The 20,718-nt window shown below is 65.3% G+C and carries 16 protein-coding genes; 5 read left to right on the forward strand and 11 right to left on the reverse strand.

Annotation, left to right across the window (positions count from 1 at the left end; translation table 11 throughout):
• Window positions 1–99 precede the first annotated feature (99 nt).
• A complete protein-coding gene (locus AC3D25_RS04935) occupies window positions 100–2,403 on the forward strand; it encodes an Orn/Lys/Arg family decarboxylase (protein WP_488887347.1) in 2,304 nt (767 codons plus the stop codon).
• A gap of 60 nt (window positions 2,404–2,463) precedes the next feature.
• Here AC3D25_RS04935 and AC3D25_RS04940 read toward each other — a convergent pair whose 3' ends face one another.
• From AC3D25_RS04940 to AC3D25_RS04960, 5 genes are all read right to left on the reverse strand, one after another.
• Window positions 2,464–3,393, reverse strand: coding sequence for a bestrophin family protein (locus AC3D25_RS04940; RefSeq protein ID WP_488887348.1), 930 nt, complete (start codon window positions 3,391–3,393; stop codon window positions 2,464–2,466).
• A gap of 153 nt (window positions 3,394–3,546) precedes the next feature.
• Window positions 3,547–4,950 carry an argininosuccinate lyase gene (gene argH / locus AC3D25_RS04945; RefSeq protein WP_488887349.1) on the reverse strand — a complete coding sequence of 468 codons (1,404 nt, stop codon included), beginning with the start codon at window positions 4,948–4,950 and terminating at the stop codon, window positions 3,547–3,549.
• A gap of 165 nt (window positions 4,951–5,115) precedes the next feature.
• Window positions 5,116–5,892: an anti-sigma factor gene (locus AC3D25_RS04950; RefSeq protein ID WP_488887350.1), complete on the reverse strand. Its 777-nt coding sequence runs from the start codon at window positions 5,890–5,892 to the stop codon at window positions 5,116–5,118.
• Window positions 5,892–6,476, reverse strand: a complete 585-nt coding sequence (locus tag AC3D25_RS04955; protein WP_488887351.1) for a sigma-70 family RNA polymerase sigma factor — start codon at window positions 6,474–6,476, stop codon at window positions 5,892–5,894. Before AC3D25_RS04955 ends, AC3D25_RS04950 begins: the two co-directional genes overlap by 1 nt.
• Before the next feature lie 272 nt (window positions 6,477–6,748).
• A complete protein-coding gene (locus AC3D25_RS04960) occupies window positions 6,749–7,591 on the reverse strand; it encodes a helix-turn-helix transcriptional regulator (protein WP_488887352.1) in 843 nt (280 codons plus the stop codon).
• A 153-nt stretch (window positions 7,592–7,744) separates the two neighbouring features.
• On the opposite strand from AC3D25_RS04960, the gene AC3D25_RS04965 reads away from it, so the two are divergent.
• Complete coding sequence (locus tag AC3D25_RS04965) at window positions 7,745–8,497, forward strand: class I SAM-dependent methyltransferase (protein WP_488887353.1); 753 nt, start codon at window positions 7,745–7,747, stop codon at window positions 8,495–8,497.
• 75 nt (window positions 8,498–8,572) lie between these two features.
• On the opposite strand, the gene ppc is transcribed toward AC3D25_RS04965, so the two are convergent.
• On the reverse strand, window positions 8,573–11,701 hold the full coding sequence (gene ppc, locus AC3D25_RS04970; protein ID WP_488887354.1) for a phosphoenolpyruvate carboxylase: 3,129 nt from the start codon (window positions 11,699–11,701) through the stop codon (window positions 8,573–8,575).
• A 354-nt stretch (window positions 11,702–12,055) separates the two neighbouring features.
• Here ppc and hemC point away from each other — a divergent pair, with 354 nt between their 5' ends.
• Genes hemC through AC3D25_RS04985 form a run of 3 tightly spaced genes read left to right on the forward strand, consistent with a single transcriptional unit; the run spans window position 12,056 to window position 16,409 of the window.
• Complete coding sequence (hemC, locus tag AC3D25_RS04975; protein WP_488887355.1) at window positions 12,056–13,075, forward strand: hydroxymethylbilane synthase; 1,020 nt, start codon at window positions 12,056–12,058, stop codon at window positions 13,073–13,075.
• Window positions 13,075–15,216 (forward strand): fused uroporphyrinogen-III synthase HemD/membrane protein HemX, encoded by a 2,142-nt coding sequence (gene hemDX / locus AC3D25_RS04980; protein ID WP_488887356.1) that lies wholly within the window; start codon window positions 13,075–13,077, stop codon window positions 15,214–15,216. The genes hemC and hemDX overlap by 1 nt, the downstream gene beginning before the upstream one ends.
• Window positions 15,216–16,409 (forward strand): heme biosynthesis protein HemY, encoded by a 1,194-nt coding sequence (locus tag AC3D25_RS04985; RefSeq protein ID WP_488889600.1) that lies wholly within the window; start codon window positions 15,216–15,218, stop codon window positions 16,407–16,409. The genes hemDX and AC3D25_RS04985 overlap by 1 nt, the downstream gene beginning before the upstream one ends.
• Window positions 16,410–16,491: 82 nt before the next feature.
• On the opposite strand, the gene AC3D25_RS04990 is transcribed toward AC3D25_RS04985, so the two are convergent.
• The 5 genes from AC3D25_RS04990 to AC3D25_RS05010 all read right to left on the reverse strand — a co-directional run bounded on the left by AC3D25_RS04990 (window position 16,492) and on the right by AC3D25_RS05010 (window position 20,583).
• On the reverse strand, window positions 16,492–18,018 hold the full coding sequence (locus AC3D25_RS04990) for a TolC family outer membrane protein (protein ID WP_488887357.1): 1,527 nt from the start codon (window positions 18,016–18,018) through the stop codon (window positions 16,492–16,494).
• A gap of 22 nt (window positions 18,019–18,040) precedes the next feature.
• A complete protein-coding gene (locus tag AC3D25_RS04995) occupies window positions 18,041–18,364 on the reverse strand; it encodes a rhodanese-like domain-containing protein (protein WP_488887358.1) in 324 nt (107 codons plus the stop codon).
• A gap of 58 nt (window positions 18,365–18,422) precedes the next feature.
• Window positions 18,423–19,076, reverse strand: coding sequence for a protein-L-isoaspartate O-methyltransferase family protein (locus tag AC3D25_RS05000; protein ID WP_488887359.1), 654 nt, complete (start codon window positions 19,074–19,076; stop codon window positions 18,423–18,425).
• Between the two features lie 90 nt (window positions 19,077–19,166).
• On the reverse strand, window positions 19,167–19,787 hold the full coding sequence (locus tag AC3D25_RS05005; protein WP_488887360.1) for a trimeric intracellular cation channel family protein: 621 nt from the start codon (window positions 19,785–19,787) through the stop codon (window positions 19,167–19,169).
• The gene (locus AC3D25_RS05010; protein WP_488889601.1) at window positions 19,777–20,583 is read right to left on the reverse strand and encodes a Smr/MutS family protein; all 807 of its coding nucleotides are present in this window, start codon (window positions 20,581–20,583) and stop codon (window positions 19,777–19,779) included. Before AC3D25_RS05010 ends, AC3D25_RS05005 begins: the two co-directional genes overlap by 11 nt.
• Between the last annotated feature and the right edge of the window lie 135 nt (window positions 20,584–20,718).

Below are 20,718 nucleotides of genomic sequence, written 5' to 3' on the forward strand. Positions count from 1 at the left end.
TCCCGCATTCGGGAAGCCGACCGGTAACGGTTATTGAAAGACCGCTGGCGCGAGCATCGGGTACTCGGCCAGCGGTCGTTCCATTTGGAGATTCGCCTCATGAAGTTTCGTTTCCCCGTCGTCATCATCGACGAAGATTTTCGCTCCGAGAATATTTCGGGTTCCGGTATCCGCGCGCTCGCCGAGGCGATCGAGCGCGAAGGCGCGGAAGTGCTCGGCCTCACGAGCTACGGCGACCTGACCTCGTTCGCGCAGCAATCGAGCCGCGCGTCGTGTTTCATCCTGTCCATCGACGACGACGAACTGCTGCCGTACACCGATAACGTCGTGGTGGCCGAAGGCGACACGCCGGAACTGGCCGCCGCGATCGTCGCGCTGCGCGCTTTTGTCACGGCCGTGCGTCGCCGCAACGCGGATATTCCGATTTTCCTGTACGGCGAAACGCGCACCTCGCGCCATTTGCCGAACGATATCCTGCGCGAACTGCATGGTTTCATCCACATGTTCGAGGACACGCCGGAATTCGTCGCGCGGCACATCATTCGCGAGGCGAAGGTTTATCTCGATGCGCTCGCGCCGCCGTTCTTCAAGGAACTCGTGCAATACGCCGAGGAAGGGTCGTACTCGTGGCACTGCCCGGGGCACTCGGGCGGCGTCGCGTTCCTGAAGAACCCGCTCGGGCAGATGTTCCACCAGTTTTTCGGCGAAAACATGTTGCGCGCGGACGTCTGCAACGCCGTCGATGAACTCGGCCAGCTGCTCGACCACACTGGTCCGGTCGCCGCTTCCGAGCGCAACGCCGCGCGCATTTTCAGCGCCGATCACCTGTTTTTCGTGACCAACGGCACGTCTACGTCGAACAAGATCGTGTGGCACGCGACGGTCGCGCCGGGCGACATCGTGCTGGTCGACCGTAACTGCCACAAGTCGATCCTCCACGCGATCACCATGACCGGCTCGATTCCGGTCTTCCTCACGCCGACGCGCAATCACTTCGGACTGATCGGCCCGATTCCGCGCGACGAGTTCAAGCCGGAAAACATCCGCAAGAAGATCGAGGCGAATCCGTTCGCGCGCGAGGCGCTCGCGAAGAATCCGAACTTGAAGCCGCGCATCCTGACGATCACGCAAAGCACGTACGACGGCGTGGTCTACAACGTGGAAATGATCAAGGACCTGCTCGGCGATCTGCTCGATACACTGCATTTCGACGAAGCGTGGCTGCCGCACGCCGAGTTCCACGAGTTTTATCAGGACATGCACGCGATCGGCGCGGGCCGCCCGCGCACGAAGGCGCTGGTGTTCGCGACGCATTCCACGCACAAGCTGCTGGCCGGCATCTCGCAGGCGTCGCAGATTCTCGTGCAGGACAGCGAGAACAGCACGTTCGACCGCCATCGTTTCAACGAGGCGTATCTGATGCACACGTCCACGAGCCCGCAATACGCGATCATCGCGTCATGCGACGTGGCGGCCGCGATGATGGAGCCGCCGGGCGGCACGGCGCTGGTGGAAGAATCGATCGCGGAAGCGCTCGATTTCCGCCGGGCGATGCGCAAGGTGGACGCCGAATATGGCGACGAATGGTTCTTCAAGGTCTGGGGTCCGGACGCGCTGGCCGAGGAAGGCATCGGCGATCGCGAGGAGTGGGTGCTGAAGCCGAACGACCGCTGGCACGGCTTCGGCCCGCTCGCGGAAGGCTTCAACATGCTCGACCCGATCAAGGCGACCATCATCACGCCGGGACTGGACGTGGACGGCGAGTTCGGCGAGAGCGGCATTCCCGCCGCGATCGTGACGAAGTATCTGGCGGAGCATGGAATCATCGTGGAGAAGACGGGGCTTTACTCGTTCTTCATCATGTTCACGATCGGCATTACGAAGGGCCGCTGGAACTCGATGGTCACCGAACTCCAGCAGTTCAAGGACGACTACGACAACAACCAGCCGCTCTGGCGCGTGCTGCCGGAATTCATCGCGCAGCATCCGTCGTACGAGCGAATCGGCCTGCGCGACCTCTGCGAGCAGATCCACAGCGTGTACCGCGCAAACAATATCGCGCGGCTGACCACCGAAATGTATCTGTCGAGCATGGAACCGGCGATGAAGCCGTCCGAAGCATTTGCGAAGCTTGCGCACCGCGAGATCGACCGGGTGCCTATCGACGAACTCGAAGGCCGTGTGACGTCGATTCTGCTGACGCCGTATCCGCCGGGCATTCCGCTCCTGATTCCGGGCGAGCGCTTTAACCGCACGATCGTCGATTATTTGCGTTTCGCGCGCGAATTCAACGAGCGCTTCCCGGGTTTCCACACGGATATCCACGGGCTGGTGGGCGAGGTGATCAACGGGCGGATCGAATATTTTGTCGATTGCGTGCGCGACGAAACGTCGCGCAAATAAGCACCGCGAGTGCTGAGAAGGCCGCTTCCGATGTTCGGGAGCGGCCTTTTTTTCGTCCGTTCAATCCAGAATGAAATCGCGTCCCGGCGACGCCTTCGAACCTGCCCGCTGCAACGCGGGGTCAGCAGCCATATCGTGCAGCGCGTTTTCGAGCGTCTCGCACATCGTGTTCAGCGCGAGATCGTTTTCCTCGATGCCGAACGGATCTTCGATCTGCGCGGCGATCGCCTCCAGCGCCATGAACGTGTACGCGACCAGCACGGCGAAAATCGGCGTCAGCACGCCCGCGCCGTCCACGAGCCCGAACGGCAGCAGCGCGCAGAACACGTAGACCGTGCGGTGAATCATCACCGAGTAGGAAAACGGCAGCGGCGTCGCGGCGATCCGCTCGCAGCCGGCGATCACCCCGGAAATCTCATTGAGCGGGCGCTCGAACGCGAGCAGTCCATAACCGTCGATCGCGCCTTCACGCGAGCGCGCCGTAACCCATTCGCCGAGCCAGAGCAAAAGCGTGGCCGGCTGGTATCGCGACGCGCACACCCGCCGATGCAGTTCCGGCGACAGACGCGCGGCGAGATCGTCGCTCGAATCGGTGCCGCGCAATTGATGCCGCAGCGCGTGCGCGAGCGCGCCGAGCGCGGCGATGAACTCGCGCGTATCGGCGGGATTGCGCGTGGCCGGCAGCGTGAGCGCCTGCCGCGTCAACGTGCGCGCCTCGATCGCGAGCGCGCCCCAGAGCTTGCGGCCTTCCCACCAGCGGTCGTAACTCGCGCTGTTCCGAAAGCCGAGAAACACGGCAAGCGCAATCCCGACCAGCGAAAACGGCGGCGTCCCGAGGCCGACCGGGTAATGGCGCATGTGGCCGTGCATCACGATGGCGGCAATCGACAACGCGAAGATCAGCGTGAGACGCGGAAGAAGCTGCGGCAACACGGACCCGCGCCAGACGAACAGCAAGCGGAACCAGTGGAGTTGGGGACGAACGATCATCGGCGGGGAAAGTGGAGCGTGGAATCGGCCGATTATCTCGGAAAAGCGGGCGGGGCGTGGAGCGCGGGCTCGGCCGAGACGCGGCGAACGACGAAAAAAAAGCTGCCCGGTTCGTCGCCGGGCAGCTTTTTATTCAACCGTTAAACCCAGCTCTTACAACGCCGCGCGCGCCGCCTCGACCGCTGCCCGCACCTGCTCCGGCGCCGTGCCGCCCGCGTGATTGCGGCTCGCGACCGACCCTTCGAGCGTCAGGTATTCGAAAACGTCCTCGCCCAGCAGATGCGCGACGTTCGGCAGATCGCGACGCATTTCGTCGAGCGACAGATCGGCCAGATCGCAGCCGCGATCCACGCAGATCCGCACCGCGTGCGCGACGGCTTCGTGCGCGTCGCGGAACGGCAGGCCGCGCTTCACCAGATAATCGGCGAGATCGGTGGCGGTCGAAAAACCCTGCAACGCCGCCGCGCGCATCGCGTCCTGCTTGACCGTGATGCCCGCCGCCATTTCCGCGAAAATGCGCAGCGTATCGGCGACGGTATCGACCGTGTCGAACAGCGGTTCCTTGTCTTCCTGATTGTCCTTGTTGTACGCGAGCGGCTGGCCCTTCATCAGCGTCAGCAGCGCCATCAGGTGGCCGTTCACACGGCCGGTCTTGCCGCGCGCGAGTTCCGGCACGTCCGGATTCTTCTTCTGCGGCATGATCGACGAGCCGGTGCAGAAACGGTCGGCCAGATCGATAAAGCCGACGCGAGGGCTCATCCACAGCACCAGTTCTTCGGAAAAGCGCGAAACGTGCGTCATCACGAGCGCCGACGCCGCCGTGAATTCGATCGCGAAGTCGCGGTCGGACACGGCGTCGAGCGAATTCGCGCAGATGCCGTCGAAGCCGAGCGTCTTCGCCACCGCGTGACGGTCGATCGGATAGCTCGTGCCCGCGAGCGCCGCCGCGCCGAGCGGCAGGCGGTTCACGCGACGCCGGCAGTCCGTCATGCGCTCGGTGTCGCGCGTGAACATTTCGACGTAGGCAAGCAGGTGATGGCCGAACGTGACCGGTTGCGCCACCTGCAAGTGCGTGAAGCCGGGCATGATCGTGCCCGCGTGCTCGCCCGCGAGGTCGATCAGCGCGGCGCGCAGACCGCGCAGCAGATCGACGATCCGGTCGATTTCGCCGCGCAGCCACAAACGGATATCGGTCGCGACCTGATCGTTGCGCGAACGGCCAGTGTGCAGGCGCTTGCCGGCATCGCCGATCAGCGCGGTCAGCCGCGCCTCGATGTTCAGGTGCACGTCTTCCAGATCCAGCTTCCACTCGAACTCGCCGCGCTCGATTTCGCCGCGAATCTGCGTCATGCCGCGCTGGATGGCGTCCAGATCGTCCGCGCCGATGATTTTCTGCGCGGCGAGCATCGACGCGTGCGCGAGCGACCCTTCGATGTCCACGAAAGCGAGCCGCTTGTCGAAAAATACCGACGACGTATAGCGTTTGACCAGATCCGACATCGGCTCGGAGAAGCGAGCCGACCAGGCTTCGCCTTTTTTGTGCAGTTGGGACGTCATGGTGAGTGCGTAGAGAGGAAGGAGGCCAAGTCGGCACAAGGAATCGGCGATTTTACCATCCGCGAATTCCGAAAACGGCCTCGGGGCGCCGTGGATGCGCCGAAAAGCAGAACGCGCCGCGCAAGTCACCTTGCGCGGCGCGTTCCGTCTGTGCCGATTCCGGACTCAGGCAGCCGGAATGACCTTGCCGGTATAGACGACCGGACCGCTCGGGCCGTTCGGATTCGGCGATCCGCCGACCGGCTCGACCGAGATCGCGAGCGCCGGATACGCACCGACCGCGTCGGCCTTCATGTGCGCGACGCCGCCGCGCGGCAAGACGCCGAGCGAGACCGGATGGCCTTCCTTCGGCAAGCCCCACAACTGCATGGACTTGTCGGTCGGATCGGACGCGCCGGACAGACGCCGCACCGTCATCTCGGACGAACGATCGTCCCAGGTGACGAGCACGACCGGGTGCGCTTCCTTGTCGGCGAGCGTCACGACGTAGCCCACGTGCGGTTCCTGCGCCACCTGCGGAACAGGAACAGGCGGCGGAACCGGCACGGGCGCGACGGTCGTCAACTGGCGGAGCGCGACGACCAGCGCCAGCGCGGCGATCGCGGTCGCGGCCACCGACCAGCCACGCCAGAACGACAGGTTCTCGAACCAGCGCGGAGCGGCGCGCGACGGCGCGGGACGCGCCGCCGTGGCATCGCGGCGAGCGTTCATCAGATGCAGCCGACGCTCGATCGCCTGCCACACCGCCGGCGGCGGCGCGACTTCCGGCCCGAGTTCGGTCATCGCTTCGAGCCGCAGACGCCACGTTTCGACGGCGAGGCGGATCGCGGGATCGTGTTGCGAGATGCGCTCGAAACGCCGGCGCGAACCGCCGCGCAAGACGCCCAACGTGTATTCGGCGGAAAGCTGATCGACGAGACCGGGATATCTGTGCAGATCCATCACAGACCTCCCAGACAGGTCTTGAGTTTTTCGAGACCGCGCCGGATCCAGGATTTGACCGTGCCGAGCGGCACTTTCAGCACGTCGGCCACTTCGCTGTGGCTCTGGTCACGCAGATACGCCAGCGCAACCGCTTGCCGCTGGTTGGCTTCGAGCCGGTCCATGCAGATCCTGAGCTGTTTTGCTTCCTGGCTCATCAGCATCTGCTCCGAGGGGTCAGCCTCGTTCGCGGGGAGGGTGTCGTCCAACGCGTCGCTCCATTCGGTTTCGGCGCTTGCCCCGTTGGCCTTTTGCCGCCGCAAATAATCGAGTGCCCGGTTGCGGACGATCGCCGCCATCCAGGTCATGGGTGCGGAAAGGCCGGCTTTGTAGTCCCCGGCGTATCGCCAGATATTGACGAACGCGTCCTGTAGTACTTCTTCGGCCCATTCCCGCTTCACCAATATACGAAGCGCGAGGCCGAACAGTTTCGAGGATGTGAGGTCGTAGAGCGCACGCAACGCAATTGCGTCTTCGCTTGCGACGCGCGCGAGCAACTGGACGAGTGCATCGGGCGTCGGTTCTTGAGGGAGGGCTGTCGTCATGGGACCGTTTGGTTAGGCAGCGCGGCTTATGTTACCGAATTTATCGGGACGGACCGCGCGGATTTTTTCGCGCGGCGTTGCATCCGGTCGAGCGGACGCTGCGTAGATAAAGGTACGAGTCCGTTCGCCGCGTACACCGTGCGGTACGCAACGCCTGGGGCTCACGACGTGTCCCCGTTCTCTTTCGGCGATGCCGGGAGAGAAGCGGTTTGGCCCGGCCTCAAGGCCGGGTTCTTTTTTGGGGCGCTGATTTTGCTGTTTAATTCGTATGTTTAATTAGGGGTCGATGTCTCGCCGTCGACCAGAATCACCAGCTTCAAATCTTCCCGATGCGCCGGCTTGAACGTGATCTGGTGATACACCAGCCGTCCGCGCACCGGATGATTGAACGCCCGCTCGCCGCCTTCGCGCTCGCCGACATCCTGCGACGCCCAGAACTTTCCGAACGCATCGCTTTCCGCGCCGAGCGAATCGATCAGCGCGCGCGTGGGCGCGTCGTTCAGATGCCGGATCGAATCCGCCCGAAATTCCGCGACGAGCCGCCGCGCCCGCGTCTCCCAATCGACGATCAAATTCCGCGCTTCCGGCGCGGTGAACGTGAACGTAAGCAGATTGCGGTCCCGCGTGCCATCCAGCCAGCCGACGAACAATTCCGCCGCCCGCGCATTCCAGCGCAACGCATTCCATTGCCGGTCGAGCACGTAGGCAGGCGCATCGATCAACCCGACGGTTTTCAATAGCGCGTCGGGCGCGTCCTGCGCGGCCGGGTCCGGTTCGGCGGGATCGCGTTGCGCCGCGAGTTCGAACAGATACGCCCGTTCCGCGCGCGACAACTGCAACGCGACGGCGATCCGCGCGAGCGCATCGGCGGAGGCCGACACCGGCCGCCCTTGCTCGATCCACGTGTACCAGGTCGGACTCACGCCGCACAGTTGCGCCACTTCCTCACGGCGCAGGCCGGGCGTGCGGCGGCGTGGTCCCGGCGGCAGGCCGACCGCGAGCGGCGAAAGACGCTCGCGATGCGCGCGGATGAATTCGCCGAGCGCGCGGGCGGGCGTGGCGTCGAGCGGCGGCGGGGCGGGCTGCTCGGCTTTCGGGAGTATCGGCGTGGACATGGAACGGCTCGACTCAGACGACAGGTGTTTTAGATACCAGAATAACTGCTTAACTTGTACCGGTACAGGGCGGGATCTATTGTACGGTCTGGCGTTCGGAGAACAGAGCCGTTCGCCGCGATAAAAACATCTCCTCATTGCCCGGAGCACACGATGAAACATCACGATCAGGTCGCCGACGCGTTCGGTTCCACCGCCGCCGCTTACCTCACGAGCGCAGTCCACGCGACCGGTGCGGATCTGCAGACGCTGGCGCGCGAAGTCGCGGCGACACCGGACGCGGACGTCCTCGATCTCGGCTGCGGCGCGGGTCACGTGAGTTTCGCGGTCGCGCCGCACGCGCGCTCGGTCGTCGCGTACGACATCGCCGAGGGCATGCTGGCGACGGTCGCCGCGGCCGCGCGCGATCGCGGGCTCGCCACGATTCGCACACAGCAAGGCCCGGCCGAGCAATTGCCGTTCGCCGCCGCGACCTTCGACTGGGTGTTGAGCCGCATGAGCGCGCACCATTGGCACGACGTGCCTGCCGCGCTCGCCGAGGTGCGGCGCGTGCTGAAACCGGGCGGCCGCGTGCTGTTCGTGGATATCGCGGGCACCGATCATCCGTTGCTCGACACGCATTTGCAGACGGTCGAATTGCTGCGCGACGGCTCGCATATCCGCGATTACCGCGCGGACGAATGGGTCGCGCTGTTTCAGAACGCCGGTTTCACGGCGACGGTGCGCGAACGTTGGCGTCTGCCGATCGGTTTCGATACGTGGGTCGCGCGGATGCGCACGCCCGAGGACCGGATCGTAGCGATCCGGTCGGTCTGGCGAAACGCGCCGGATGAAGTGCGCCAGTATTTCGCGGTACAGGAAGACGGATCGTTCCAACTCGACGCGTTGATGGTCGAGGCTCGGTGAAAAGAACGCGCTGAAAAAAAATGGCACCGACTCGATCGGTGCCATTTTTATCGGAAGCAAACGAACAAACGCCGGTCAGCCCGTATTACGCAATCCTGCCGCAATGCCGTTGATCGTCAGATGGATGCCGCGCCGCAGACGCACGTTGTCGTCGCCCGCGCGGTGCCGCTTGAGCAGTTCCACCTGAAGGTGATTCAGCGGATCGAGATACGGGAAGCGGTTCTTGATGGAACGCGCGAGCAGCGGGTTATCGGCGAGGCGCTCGGTGCGTCCCGTGATCTCCGCCAGCATGTTCGACGTGCGCTCCCATTCGCCGACGATCCGGTCGAACACGTGCTTGCGCAGCTTCTTGTCCGCGACCAGTTGCGCGTAACGCGACGCCACCGCCAGATCCGTCTTGGCGAGCACCATGTCCATGTTCGACAGCAGATTCGCGAAAAACGGCCACGTCTTGTGCATTTTTTTCAGCAAGGCGAGCCGTTTCGCGCGATCCGCGGCACTCTCGGCGGCATCCAGATACGCACTCACCGCACTGCCGAAACCGTACCAGCCGGTCAGCAGCAAACGGCACTGGCCCCACGAGAAACCCCAGGGAATCGCCCGCAAATCCTCGATCTTCCGCTGCTTCGGATCCTGCAACTTCCGCGAAGCCGGACGGCTGCCGATGTTCAGTTCCGCGATTTCCGCGATCGGCGTGGACGAGAAGAAGTAATCGGTGAAACCCGGCGTCTCGTAAACCAGCGCGCGATACGACGCCATCGCCTCATCCGAGAGCGCCTGCATCGCCGCTTCGAACTGCGGCAATTGCGCGGGCGCGTTCTCGTGCGGCAGCAGCGACGCTTCGAGCGTTGCGGCCACGACGGTTTCCAGATTGCGCCGGCCGATTTCCGGATTGCCGAACTTGCTCGCGATCACTTCGCCCTGTTCGGTCAGGCGAATCTGCCCGTCGACGGTGCCGGGCGGCTGCGACAGGATGGCCTGATACGTCGGGCCGCCGCCGCGACCGACTGTGCCGCCCCGGCCGTGGAAAAGCCGCAGCGTCGTGCCGCGTCCCTTGAAGAGCGCGACCAGCGCCAGTTCCGCGCGATACAGCTCCCAGTTCGACGTGAGAAAACCGCCGTCCTTGTTGCTGTCGGAGTAGCCGAGCATCACTTCCTGCTCGCCGCCTTGCGCCTTGACGAGCGCATCCACGCCCGGCAGCGCGAAGAAATCGCCCATGATGTGCGGCGCGTTGCGCAAATCGGCGATGGTTTCGAACAGCGGAATCACCATCAGGCCGTCGCCGGCGGGTTCGGTGTCGCTGCCGAGCCGGCCTTGCAGCAAACCGGTTTCCTTTTGCAGGAGCATGACTTCCAGCAAATCGCTGACGGTTTCCGTGTGCGAAATGATGTAGTTGCGCACGGCGCGCGCGCCGAACTTCTCGCGCGTCACACGCGCCGCTTCCAGCACGCCGAGTTCGCTTTTCGCGAGATCCGAATAGCTGAAATAGGGCAGGCGCAGCGGGCGCGGCTGCGCGAGTTCCGCGAGCAGCACCTGGCGCTTTTCCTCTTCGGTGAGCGCCGAGTAATCCGCCTCGACGCCCGCGCGCGCGAGGAGTTCCGACACCACGGCTTCGTGGATATCGGAGCTCTGGCGCAAGTCGATACTCGCCAGGTGGAAGCCGAACACCTCGGCGGCGCGCGCAAGCGGTGCGAGCCGTTGCGCGGTCAGCGAGCCGCCGTGATGCGCCGAAAGCGAATCGACGAGCACGTGCAGATCGCGCGCGAACTCGGCGGCATCCGCGTAGGGCGTCGCACGGACGGGCGTCGCGCCACGGCCAGCGCTGCGCACCGCGACGACGCCTTCGCCGAGCCGCACGCGCGCGCTTGCCGCCAGCCGCGTGTAAATGCCGATCAGCGCGCGCCGGTACGGTTCGTCGGTGCGATGCGGCGACTGGTCGGGCGACGAATCGGCAAGCGCCGTCAGTTCATCGCTCGACCCGGCGAGCAGGTTCGACACCGACAATTCCGCGCCCAGCTTGTGAACTTGTTCCAGATAGTGCTCGAAAATCACCGTCGCCTGACGCGTGATGGCGGTCTCCAGCGTGGGCGCGGCGACGTTCGGATTGCCGTCGCGATCCCCGCCGATCCAGCTTCCCATCTGCAGGAACGGCGGCAGGCGCGCGGGCAGGCCGTGCTCGGCGAGCGCGGCTTCGATATCGGCGTAAAGCGCCGGAATTTCACCGAGGAAGGTCGCGCGGTAATACGACAGCGCATTCTCGATTTCATCGGCGACCGACAACCGCGAATCGCGCAGCATCCGCGTCTGCCAGAGCGACGTGACGTGCGCGCGCAGCAGCGCCTCGTTGTGCGTGCGTTCGCGCGCGGTCAATTCCTGATCGCGCTCGGCGAGCAGGCGCGCGACTTCGTGCTGCGCGTCGAGAATGCTTTTGCGCTGCACTTCGGTCGGATGCGCGGTGAGCACAGGGACGATCAGCGCGTTATCGAAGAATTTTTGCAGGAGCGCGCGCGTTTCGGCGACGCGCGAGCCTTCGCGCATGCGCTCGATCGCGTAGGCGATCGTGCCCGCTTGCGGCGCGGAACCGGCCAGCGCGTGAATGCGGCGGCGGCGGTTGTGGTGACGGTCTTCCGCGATATTCGCCAGATGCGAAAAGTAGCTGAACGCGCGCACGACGCTCACCGTCTGCTCCGGCGACAACCCGCGCAGCCGCTTTTCGAGCGCCTGCGAGGCGTCGCGGTCGTCTTCGCGACGGAACTTCACCGCGTTCTGGCGGATGGTCTCGACCACGTCGAAGACGGCATCGCCTTCCTGTTCGCGCACGACTTCACCGAGCAGGCGGCCAAGAAAGCGGATGTCTTCGAACAGCGGACGGTCTTTGTCGTCGCGGGCGCGCGAGGTCGGTTTCGTCGCTTTCACGGCGATGTCGGGCGCGGTTGCGCCGTTGGTCGTCTTCGCGCTGGCCTGTTTAGCGGCAGGCTTCACTGCCTGTTTAGCGGCCAATTTTACAGCCGGTTTTACAGCCGGCTTCGCAGCCTGTTCAGCGGCGGCAGGCTTCGCGCTCTTCTTGGCCGCAACAGCGGTTTTCGATGCACGCGTGGCGGTAGCGGCGATGCCTTTGGCGGCCTGCTTGGCCGTGGCGTCGGAGGGAACATCGGGCAATGCAGCTTTGCGGCGAGCGGGGCGCGCCGATCCGGAAGACGTCACGTTGAGTTCCTCTTGGAAGCCAAGGCCTATATAAAGAAGGAAGCGAGGGGAGGTTAAGCGGGCCCGCGCCGTCCGCGGCTTGGGGTCGCTTTGTCGCGTGCTGCACTGCGCGCTCGCGCGCACGAAAAGCGTATTCCGCGCGTTCGGTCAGTTCATCGCAGCCGAGGCTCTCCGGCCCCTGTCTCCCGCCCTGTCTCCCGCCCTGTCTACTGCCCTGTCTCTGGTCGACGCGCCCACGCCGCAAGGCTCCCCAAAGGATTCCGATGCGGCCCGCGCGCGCTGTCCGTCTGTAAATAGACCCTGGCGTGCGTGCTACCATTGTTTGTTATCCATCCCGTCATTCGAATGACTTCAATGAAGCCTGCAACGAATTCCGAGACGCATTCCACGCCACCGCCCCACAGTCTGGTCATCGCTTCGCGTGAGAGCCGGCTCGCCATGTGGCAAGCTGAACACGTGCGGTGTGCGCTGCACAAATTATATCCATCTTGCGACGTAAAAATCCTCGGAATGACAACGCGCGGCGATCAGATTCTCGATCGCACGCTGTCGAAAGTCGGCGGTAAGGGTTTGTTCGTCAAGGAACTCGAAGCCGCTTTGGCCGAAGGGCGCGCCGATCTCGCCGTCCATTCGCTCAAAGACGTGCCGATGGAGCTTCCCGAAGGCTTCGTGCTGTCCACCATTCTGGAGCGTGAAGATCCGCGCGATGCGTTCGTGTCGTCGGCGTATGCGTCGCTCGCCGACCTGCCCGAAGGCAGCGTGGTCGGGACTTCCAGCCTTCGGCGCGAAGCGATGCTGCGGATGCATTTCCCGCATCTGGATGTGCGACCGCTGCGCGGGAATCTCGACACGCGGCTCGCCAAACTCGATCGCGGCGACTACGCGGCCATCATTCTGGCGGCGGCGGGTTTGAAGCGGCTCGGGCTGGAAAGCCGGATCCGCGCGCTGATCGACGCCGACTACAGTTTGCCGGCGGCGGGTCAGGGCGCGCTGGGAATCGAAATTTGCACGGGCCGCCCGGAACTCGCCGCGTGGCTCGCGCCGCTGCATCATGCGCCGACGGCGTCGGCGGTCGAAGCGGAGCGCATGGTGTCGCGCTCGCTCGGCGGCAGTTGCGAAGTGCCGCTCGCGGCCTACGCGATGTGGCGCGACGGCGCGCTGCATCTGCGCGGCTGCGTCTCGACCACCGACGGCACGCGCGTGCTGACGGCCGAGGAATCGTCGTCCGCCGCCGATACCGACACCGACGCCGCGCTCGAACTCGGCCGCCGCGTGTCCGCCGCGCTCGAAGCGCAAGGCGCGCTCGATATCGTGCGCGCCTTGAGCACGGCGAGCGGGGCGCGCGTGCCGCCCGCCGCTTCGCCGGAGGTCTGATGACGAGCGCCCGCCGCGCTATCGTCGTCGTTACCCGGCCGATCGGCCAGTCCGGCGCGCTCGTCGCGCGGCTGGCCGGAGCGGGTTACGAGACGCTCGAATTTCCCCTCATCGACATCGCGCCCGTCGCGGATGCCGCTCCCTTGCGCGCCGCGCTCGACGAGTTGTACGCGCCCGAGCGCTACGCGCTGGTCGTGTTCGTCTCGCCGAACGCGGTCGATCAGACCTTCACGCGGCTCGGCGCGGCGTGGCCCGCGGACGTGCCGATGGCTGTAGTCGGGCCGGGCAGCGTCGCGGCGCTGGCGCGCCAGGGGGTCGGCGCGCCGGGCTACACGGTTATCACGCCGGCGCTCAACAAACCGAACCCGCGCTTCGATTCCGAGGCGCTTTACGTCGCGATCGAGCGGCATTTCGGCGCGGGCGGCCTGGAAGGGCGGCGCGTGCTGATCGTGCGCGGCGATGGCGGCCGCGAATGGCTCGCGGAACGGCTCGCCGAAGTGGGCGCGCGCGTCGAGAAGGTCGCCGCTTACCGGCGCATCGTGCCGGAACCGGCGATGCACCAATGGGAGCGCATTCACGCGCTTCTCACCGACGAACCCCGCGACACACACGCGTGGCTCATCACCAGTTCCGAAGGCGTGCGCAATCTGGACGATCTCGCGCGCGAACATCTGACCGCCGACGAAACCGTGCAGTTGAAACGCGCGCCATTCGTCACGCCGCATCCGCGTATTGCAGAAGCCGCGCGGCAGGCGGGTTTTGATAGGATTACGGTGTCCGGCGCGGGCGACGAGCGGATCGTCGAGGCGATCAGAGCCGTGCTCGAACCGGCGTCGCCTGTCTCTTTACCGGCCGCGGCGCAAACCGACGCCGACAACGCAACTCGCCGTCCCGATTACGGCCCGGGCCGCAGGCCCGCGGTCGATCCGGCCGACCCGAACAATGCGGAGTCCGCGCCGACGGACTCCGAACCGGCCTTAGCGCCGGACCACCAACCGGCTCAATCGCGCATGACTGATTCGAACGACTACAAAAAAGCCACACCTCAGCCCGAGCCTCAATCGACCGAGCCTCCGCCGTTGCCGCGCAACACGCCGTTCACGCCGTTCGAAGCGCAAAAACGCGGCGGCAGCGCGGGTGCCGCGTTGCTGTGGCTCATCATCGTGATTCTCGCGGTGGCCACGGGCGCAGGCGCGTTCGTGCTGAACCGCAAATTCGAAAAGGCCAATCAGGGCGTCACCGAGCGGCTCGACGCCGCCGAGGCGCAGAACACCGAATTGCGCGCGAAAGCCGATCAGGCCGCGAGCGCGGCGGGCGTCGCGAATACGCAGATCATCCAGTTGCAGGGCAAGCTCACCGACGCCGAAACGCACAGCGCGGCCCTGCAGCAGCAATATCAGGATCTCGCGAGCAACCGCGACGACTGGACGATGGCCGAAGTCGAGCAGATCCTGTCGAGCGCGAGCCAGCAATTGCAGCTCACCGGCAATGTGCAGCTCGCGCTGTTCGCGCTGCAAAGCGCCGACACGCGCCTCGCGGCTACCAACGGAGCGCAGGTCGTGGCGATCCGCAAGGCGATCGCGCAGGATATCGACCGGCTGAAAAGCACGCCGTCCACCGATCTCACCGGCCTCGCCATCAAGCTCGACACCGCCATCGACCAGATCGACGGCCTGCCGCTCGCGGGCGAAGCGCCCATCGAGCGCTCGAACGCGCATGCCGCCGCGCCCGCCGACAGCGCGTCGATCGCCGCCGCGACCGGCCAGCCGCGCTGGAAAGTCTGGTGGCAGCAGTTTTCGGGCGGGATTCTCCAGCAGCTTGGGAGCCTCGTGTCGGTGCGCCGGATCGATAACGCCGACGCCATGCTCACGTCGCCGGATCAAGGTTATTTCGTGCGCGAAAACGTGAAGCTGCGCTTGCTGTCGGCGCGTCTTTCGCTACTCTCGCGCAGCGAACCGACGCTCAAGTCGGACCTCGCCGCCGCCGATGCCGCGCTCGGCCGCTACTTCGATCCGTCGTCGAAGAAGGTGCAGGCGGTGCGCGATCTCGTCAAACAAGTCGATCAGGCGTCGCTCGCGGTTGCCGTGCCGAACCTCAACACGAGCCTGCAGGCGGTTCACCAGTTCAAGCGAGGCGGATGATGACGATTCGTGGACTGATCTGGCTCGCGCTGCTGTTCGCCATCGCGGTCGTGCTCGCGACGGTCGGGCGTTTCGACGGCGGGCAGGTGCTCGTCGTGATGCCGCCGTATCGCGTGGATATTTCGCTAAACCTGTTTATCGTCGCGATCGTCGTGTTGTTTATCGTGCTTTACGCGCTGATCCGCGCGGTCCGCACGGTCTGGAAAATGCCGCAGCGGGTCTCGGCGTACCGCGCGCGCAGCAAGCTGGCGAAGGCGAACCGGTCGTTGCGCGACGCGATCGGGCATCTGTACGCCGGACGTTTCTCGAAGGCGGAGAAGTCGGCGCGCGACGCGCTTTCCGTCGATGAAAACAAGGGCGCGGCGGGCCTCGTCGCTGCGAACGCCGCGCACGAAATGCACGAGTACGCGCGCCGCGACGAGTGGCTCTCGCAGGTGACGGGCGCGGACTGGCAGGACGCGCGGCTGATGGCGACCGCCGACATGCGCGCCGATGGCCGCGACGCCGACGGCGCGCTCACCGCGCTCACCGAGATGCAGGCGCAGGGTGGCCGCCGTCTGCACGCGCAGCAGATCGCGTTGCGGGCGCAGCAGCAGTTGAAGAACTGGGGCGAAGTGCTGAAACTCGTCAAGACGCTGGAGAAGCGCGAGGCGCTGCATCCGGCGGTGGCGGTGCGTCTGCGTCAGGTGGCGGCGGAAAATCTGCTGCGCGACCGGCGCCACAATCCGGACGCGCTGCTCGAATTCTGGCAGTCGCTGTCGGCGACGGAGCGCCAGTCGCCGCGTCTCGCCGATCTCGCCGCCGAGTTGCTGATCGCGCTCGACAAGCGCACGGAAGCGCGCAAGATCGTCGAAGAGGCGCTCAATCACAATTGGGACGCGCGTCTGTTGCGCCGCTATCCGGATTGCGCGATCGGCGGCGACGCGCTGCCGCTGATCCAGCGCGCCGAAGCGTGGCAAAAGGAACGCACCGAAGACGCCGATCTGCTGTTCACGCTCGGCCGGCTGTGTCTGCATCAGAAGTTGTGGGGCAAAGCGCAGGCGTTCCTCGAATCGGCGCTGAAACTCGCCGATAACGAACCGCTGCGGATTCGCACGCATCGCGCGCTGGCGCGGCTGCACGAGCAACTCGGCGACGCCGAGAAGGCGAGCCTGCATTATCGCGAGAGCGCGCTGGCGATGAACGTGGTTTGATCGCGCTCCGAGTCGCGCGCCGCGCGCAAAAAAAACCGCATGCGTGGCTGACGCATGCGGTTTTTTATTTGCGGCGCTTGATTTAATTCGACGACGATCCCGCGCCCGGCGGCATCGCGCGCCGGCTCGCTGTGCCCGCGCCTGCCGCCGCACGCGGATGCGGCATCGGCGCAACGGCGGGCAGGGCGGTGAGCGCGGTGTCGTCGATGGGCGACAGCATGCTGTCGAGATTCAGGATGTCCTGATCGGTGAGGCTCGCGGTCGCGGCCTTCAGCTTGAGCGAATTGACGAGCGTGTCGTAGCGCGCCTTCGCCAGATCGCGGCGCGCCGAAAATAGCTGATCCTGCGCGTTCAGCACGTCGATATTGATCCGCACGCCCACCTGATACCCGAGCAAGTTGGATTCGAGCGATGTCCGCGCCGAGCGTTCGGCGGTCTGCAGCGCGTTGACCTGCGCGAGCCCGCTCGATACACCGAGAAACGCCTGCCGCGCCGATAACGCCGCCGAGCGGCGCGCAGCGTCGAGATCGGCGGCGGCCTTGTCTTCCAGCGCGAGCGTTTGGCGCACGCGGCTCTCTGTGCCGCCGCCTTCGTAGAGCGGAATGTTCAGTTGAACGCCGATCGTCGCGTTCGTGTAGTACGCGCCGTAGTTGCCGAGCGCCGCCGCGCCCGCCGGAATGCCCGGCGTGAGCGTGTTGTTGCCGCTGCCGAATCCGCCGCCGAAATTGCCGCCGAAACTCCCGAGACCCGCCGCGCCGAGACTGCTTTTCGTGTAGCTCGCGACGAGATCGAGCGTCGGATAATGCCCCGCCTGCGCTTTGGCCGTCTCGCGCTGCGCGCTCGCCTGCGAAAGCTGCTTGAGCACGACCTGATAATTCGCCGCGCGTGCCGCATCGACCCATTGCTGCATGTCGTTCGGCAACGGCGGCGGCAGCGTCGTGCCGTGCGCGAGACCATCGACATGCTCCACCGGATGCCCGACGATCTGTTCCAGCCCCGCGAGTTTCACGCTCAAATCGTTCTGCGCGGCGATCTCCTGCGAGATCGCCTGATCGTATTTGGCTTGCGCCTCGTTGGTGTCGGTGATGGTGGCGCTGCCTGCCTCGAACGATCGTTTCGCCGATTCGAGCTGCTCCGCGATCGACGTTTTCTGCGAGCGCGCGATGGCGAGACTGTCCTGTGCTGAAAGCGCGTCGAAATACGCCTGCCCGAGCCGCACGATCAAATCCTGCCGCGCGCTCGCGAACTGCGCCTGCGCCGTCGTCAGCGCGATTTTTCCCTGCTCGAAACCTTGCCAGCTCGCCACGTTGATAAGCGGCTGCGTGAGCGATACGGCGTAACCGTCGCTATTACCCGTCGATGCCGGAAAGCCGCCGCCGAAATCGGTGCGCTGACGGTTGGCCGTGAGCACGGCAGAAAGCTGAGGGAGAAGTTTGGCGCGCGCCTGCGGAAGCTGCTCGCTATCGGCGGCGAGGCTTGCGCGCGCGCTTTCGAGTTGCGCGTCGGTGGCGAGCGCTTCGTCGTAGAGCTGGTTGAGGCCGACCGCGCTCGCCAGCGAATATTGCGCACCGAGCGCAGCGCCGAGCGCGAATGCGAACAGCGGGCGCATGAAATGGGCGCTCGGCAGCGAATCAGTAAGTCGGAACGGACGGATCGACCTGACGCGACCACGCGTCGATCCCGCCATACAGGTTGAACACGTGCGTGAAGCCGCGCGATTCCAGGAACATGCCGACCTGCGCGCTGCGTGCGCCGTGGTGGCAGATGCAGACGACTTGCGCTTCGTCGTCGAGTTCTTCGCTGCGCGCGGGAATGTCGCGCATCGGAATCGACACGATGTTGTTCATCTTGGCCGTTTCCAGTTCCCACGGTTCACGCACGTCGAGAAGCACGGGCGCGGCTCGCGATGTATCGGCGAGCCATTCGGCGAGATCGGTGGCGGTCAGGTTTTGCATGGATTGTCTGTATCGGATAAAGGGGCGCGCAATGCAGCCGCGCCCCGTGCAACTTATTTCAGAACTTGAAACGCGGCGGCTGCACCGCGTTCTTGAGTGACGCGACCATCGTTTCGAAGACATCGGACACGCGATACTGCTTTTCGTCGACGCGCGTGATGATCTGCGCCTTCATGACCGGCGCCGTGCCGACAAACGCGGCGATCCGGCCGCCGATTTTCAGTTGATCGAGGAATTCCTGCGGCAAAACCGGCAGGCCGCCCGACACGCAGATCACGTCGTAGGGCGCGCTTTGTTCCCAGCCGCGTGCGGCGTCGCCTGTCGCGACCAGCGCGTTCGACACGCCGTTCGCCGCCAGATTCTGCTCGGCGAGCTGCGCCAGTTCGGGCGCGATCTCGACCGTCAGCACCGAGCGCGCGCGGTTCGCCAGCAGCGCCGCCATGTAGCCCGAACCCGCGCCGATTTCGAGCACGGTCTCGTGCTTCTTGATGGCGAGTTCCTGCAACACGCGCGCCTCGATTTTCGGCGACAGCATGCGCTCGCCGCCGGGCAGCGGAATATCCAGATCCGCGAACGCGATATTGCGATACGCGGCGGGGACGAAGTTTTCACGCTTGACGATCGACAGCAGGTTCAGGACGTCCTGGTCCAGCACTTCCCAGGGACGAATCTGTTGCTCGATCATGTTGAAACGCGCTTGCTCGATGTTCATGGTCAGTCTGCGGGTCGATCGACAGTGGGTGGGAAAACTCCGAGATTGTAGCAAATCGGAGGCGGCGGCCAACCGGCCGCGACGCGGCAGTTAATGCGGCAGACGAATGTCCAGTTTATAGGTCACGAGCCGCGCGAAGAGGATAAAAGCCGTCGACACGAGCACGTTGTAGACCGGCAGAACCGTCAGATGCTCAAGCCCGAGATACAGCCAGCAACCGGCGAACGCGCAAACGGCGTAAGGGCGAGAGTCGCGCAAAATGAGCGGGATTTCGTTGCAGAGCACGTCGCGCATCAGGCCGCCGAACACGCCGGTCACCACGCCCATCATGACGGCGGTGAACGCGGGCATCTGCGCATCGACCGCGATCGACGTGCCGGAGATGCTGAACAGGCCGAGGCCGATCGCATCGGCGACGAGCAGCGCCCGCTGGTCGAAGAGACGCGAGGTCATGCGCAGCACGAACGGCGCGAAAATCGCCATGACGAACACGACGATCACGTAATCCTGATGCTGCACCCAGTAGAACGGGCGGCGCGACAGCAGCACGTCGCGCACCGTGCCGCCGCCGAACGCGCTCGCGATCGCGACGAGGAACGCGCCAACTGCGTCGAGCCGCCGCGTGCGCGCCTCGATCAGCCCGGAGACGGCATACGCGAGCAGCGCGACCACCTCCATGATGGATATTGCCAGCGTGAGTCTAGGATGCACCGTGCGGATCCTTCGGATGAGTGCGGTCCTGCGGATGCGCGTGGTGCGCATGGCTTCCGCTCGGTTGCAGCAGCACGAGCACGGCGCCCGCGCCGCCGTCGTGCGGACGTGCCTGACAAAACGCGATCACTTCTTCTTTCTGCACGAGCCACGCGCGCACTTTGCCTTTGAGCACCGGTTCGCGGCCGATCGACCCAAGTCCCTTGCCGTGAATGACGCGCAGACACCGCAGCCCGCGCTTCACCGCCTCGCGGATAAAGAGCGCCAGCGCCTCGCGCGCTTCCTCGCGGCGCATGCCGTGCAGATCGAGTTGCGCCTGCACGATCCACGCGCCGCGCCGCAGTTTCCGCACGACTTCCTGACGCACGCCGGTGCGGCAATAGGAGAGCGTGTCGTCGGTGTCGAGCAGGCTTTCGGGATCGTATTCGTCGGAGAGCGCTTCGTGCAGCACCGCTTCTTCGTCGCGCTGGGTCTGAAGCGGCACGGGTAGCGGCGGCTCGCGCGTGAGCGTCGTGCGCGGCGGCGTTTTCAGCGGCTCGATCTCGCCGATCGCCCGGCGGAACACGTCGGCGTCCGCCACCGCTTCGCGCTTCGCGGCCGCCGCGGCGGCGCGTTCGCGCTCGCGGCGCGCGGCGTCGGCTTTCAGCGCGCCGCGTAACGCGCCGAGGCCGGCGAGTCCCTCGCGCGCAACCGCCTCCGACACGGCCGCCGGCTCAACCGCGACAGGTTCCGGCGCAGGCGCGGGCGCCGGGCGTTTGCGTTTCGGTTCGTTCGGATGAGGCAGATTCTTGGGCATCGCGCGGCGGGCGGTCGGCGTGGCGGTGAAAAGGATTTGCAGCGGGTTCGCGCTCGCCAATTTGCGGCCCGCGAAAAACAAAAAGCGCCGGGCGATCCTCAAGGATCGTAACCGGCGCCCTGATGCAATCGGCGT

This window comes from Caballeronia sp. SL1002 (genome assembly GCF_057814995.1).

Coding starts and splice junctions, on each gene's coding strand:
- AC3D25_RS04935 (WP_488887347.1), top strand. CDS start 100: ATGAAGTTTCGTTTCCCCGTCGTCATCATCGACGAAGATTTTCGCTCC.
- AC3D25_RS04940 (WP_488887348.1), bottom strand. CDS start 3,393: ATGATCGTTCGTCCCCAACTCCACTGGTTCCGCTTGCTGTTCGTCTGG.
- argH (WP_488887349.1), bottom strand. CDS start 4,950: ATGACGTCCCAACTGCACAAAAAAGGCGAAGCCTGGTCGGCTCGCTTC.
- AC3D25_RS04950 (WP_488887350.1), bottom strand. CDS start 5,892: ATGGATCTGCACAGATATCCCGGTCTCGTCGATCAGCTTTCCGCCGAA.
- AC3D25_RS04955 (WP_488887351.1), bottom strand. CDS start 6,476: ATGACGACAGCCCTCCCTCAAGAACCGACGCCCGATGCACTCGTCCAG.
- AC3D25_RS04960 (WP_488887352.1), bottom strand. CDS start 7,591: ATGTCCACGCCGATACTCCCGAAAGCCGAGCAGCCCGCCCCGCCGCCG.
- AC3D25_RS04965 (WP_488887353.1), top strand. CDS start 7,745: ATGAAACATCACGATCAGGTCGCCGACGCGTTCGGTTCCACCGCCGCC.
- hemC (WP_488887355.1), top strand. CDS start 12,056: ATGAAGCCTGCAACGAATTCCGAGACGCATTCCACGCCACCGCCCCAC.
- hemDX (WP_488887356.1), top strand. CDS start 13,075: ATGACGAGCGCCCGCCGCGCTATCGTCGTCGTTACCCGGCCGATCGGC.
- AC3D25_RS04985 (WP_488889600.1), top strand. CDS start 15,216: ATGACGATTCGTGGACTGATCTGGCTCGCGCTGCTGTTCGCCATCGCG.
- AC3D25_RS04990 (WP_488887357.1), bottom strand. CDS start 18,018: ATGCGCCCGCTGTTCGCATTCGCGCTCGGCGCTGCGCTCGGTGCGCAA.
- AC3D25_RS04995 (WP_488887358.1), bottom strand. CDS start 18,364: ATGCAAAACCTGACCGCCACCGATCTCGCCGAATGGCTCGCCGATACA.
- AC3D25_RS05000 (WP_488887359.1), bottom strand. CDS start 19,076: ATGAACATCGAGCAAGCGCGTTTCAACATGATCGAGCAACAGATTCGT.
- AC3D25_RS05010 (WP_488889601.1), bottom strand. CDS start 20,583: ATGCCCAAGAATCTGCCTCATCCGAACGAACCGAAACGCAAACGCCCG.